This window comes from Desulfosporosinus sp. SYSU MS00001, assembly GCF_049943955.1.
Taxonomy (GTDB): Bacteria; Bacillota; Desulfitobacteriia; order Desulfitobacteriales; family Desulfitobacteriaceae; genus Desulfosporosinus.
The window spans coordinates 1-1,805 of sequence record NZ_JBNFTW010000037.1 but is presented as its reverse complement, the minus strand read 5'-3'; the positions used below and the strand labels follow the sequence as shown (position 1 = coordinate 1,805).

At 56.8% G+C, this 1,805-nt stretch carries 3 protein-coding genes and 1 pseudogene; all 4 read right to left on the bottom strand.

The window, feature by feature from the left end; translation table 11 throughout:
- Positions 1 to 38 precede the first annotated feature (38 nt).
- Positions 39 to 616 (bottom strand): annotated as a pseudogene (locus ACPUYX_RS20880) (phage tail protein).
- Positions 617 to 627: 11 nt separating this feature from the next.
- On the bottom strand, positions 628 to 981 hold the full coding sequence (locus tag ACPUYX_RS20875) for a head-tail joining protein (protein ID WP_000752979.1): 354 nt from the start codon (positions 979 to 981) through the stop codon (positions 628 to 630).
- A gap of 11 nt (positions 982 to 992) precedes the next feature.
- Positions 993 to 1,391, bottom strand: a complete 399-nt coding sequence (locus ACPUYX_RS20870) for a DNA-packaging protein FI (RefSeq protein WP_000158919.1) — start codon at positions 1,389 to 1,391, stop codon at positions 993 to 995.
- Between the two features lie 41 nt (positions 1,392 to 1,432).
- Positions 1,433 to 1,805: major capsid protein (locus tag ACPUYX_RS20865; RefSeq protein WP_175365470.1), on the bottom strand; the 373-nt coding region annotated here is incomplete at its 5' end.

Below are 1,805 nucleotides of genomic sequence, written 5' to 3'. Positions count from 1 at the left end.
CAGTGCATCCAGTACGGCTGCACGGAGTTCAGTATGTTTCATCGCTTTATTACCATCCTCAGTTGATGCTGCAGCGCATAGCCCAGCTCTTTCGGAAGACGTTCACGCCGTATCCGCTCAATATTTTGTTTAAACGCCGTGGTCAGCGGCACCGCCATCGGGATTTTCACCACATCAATGGGGTAACGGTTTTTCCCAGCCACACGCTGCATGACATGCCACCGGCCATTTTTCAGTTGCTGAATAAACGCGCCGGAATACGACGGTTACCCACCACAAGCACGCTGCCGCCACCTTTCAGGGATGAACGCTGCCCCTTTTTACGACGCCTGCGGCGCGAAAGGACAACCCGCGCATTACCCAGCTTGATTACGGGCAAATCCCCCCGGTTAACTTTGATTCTGGCCTGCGGATTTTTGACCGTGGCCCTTTTCAGCCTGGCCCTTTCCTTTACCAGTTTCCGGCGTACCTTTGTCTCACGGGCAACCTGTGACGCCGACTGCGATATCGCGGATGAAGCAACGCGGTTAATGGCCATTGCGGCGGCACCAGGCACCGCCGTTTTGCTGATACGGCTGAGGTTTTCAACGGCCTGCTCAAGACCTTTTATGGCCATACATCCCCCTTTCAGCGGCGACGGTTAACGGCAGGCGGTACGCCCCGTCCAAGCCAGAGATGACAACTTCCGCCATCATCCGGCGAAACCCGATCTACCCAGAAATTTTCCTCACCGATGGTCAGCGTGTCTCCACGCCGCAGCTGCCGCACCTCATCAGTCCGGACAAACAGGGACGGGCTGGAGCCTTCAACGCGCACGCCCTGTCCGGCATAGCTGATATTTTCAGGGTCATCAAAAACACCACGTATCACCGCACCTGACTGCTCACCGGATGTAATGGTGGCTGACGTTCCCATGTACCCGCGTATCGTTTCATCGGCGCGGGCAATGGCAGCATCGAACAGGTTATCGAAATCAGCCACAGCGCCTCCCGTTATTGCATTCTGGCCAGGCCGCGCTCTGTCATTTCGGCTGCCACACCGGCAGAGACACGAAACGCCGTTCCCGGCAGCACAAATGCCACAGGTTCATCCCGCGTGGCGTGAAGTGCATCAGTATGCAGCTTCACCAGTGCCACGACCGTGACCAGTTCAGACGTATCCAGAATCACGGTATCCGGCTGCGCTGATCCCACCTCATTTTCATGTCCGGTCAGCACATTTTCCCGGCTGAGAGGGGTGTCCTGACCGGCAGTTTCATCCGTGTCATCAAGCTCCTCTTTCAGCTCTGCCACACGGAGCGCCAGTTCTTCTTTCGTCCCCGTCAGGCTGACATCACGGTTCAGTTGTTCACCCAGCGAGCGGAGACGGGCAATCAGTTCATCTTTCGTCATGGACTCCTCCACAGAGAAACAATGGCCCCGAAGGGCCATGATTACGCCAGTTGTACGGACACGAACTCATCAGGGTCAGCCAGCAGCATCAGCGGTGCTGACTGAATCATGGTGAACTCACGCGCCGGATCGCCGGTGGTCACCCAGTTTTTCGGGTAACGGGCAGAGGCGTTAATGCCTTCGCGCTGTGCGTCCGCATCCTGAATGCAGCCATAGGTGCGCAGACCGCGTGCCTGAGTGTTCCCCAGCACCATCGTGTTGTCCGGCAGGAAGTTCTTTTTGACGCCGTTTTCCACGTACTGTCCGGAATACACGACGATGGCCACATCGCCATACATCCCCTTATAGGACACCGCTTTGCCCAGGTCTTTCACCGCTGTCTCCAGCTCGGAATTAGAGCCACGACGGGTATCC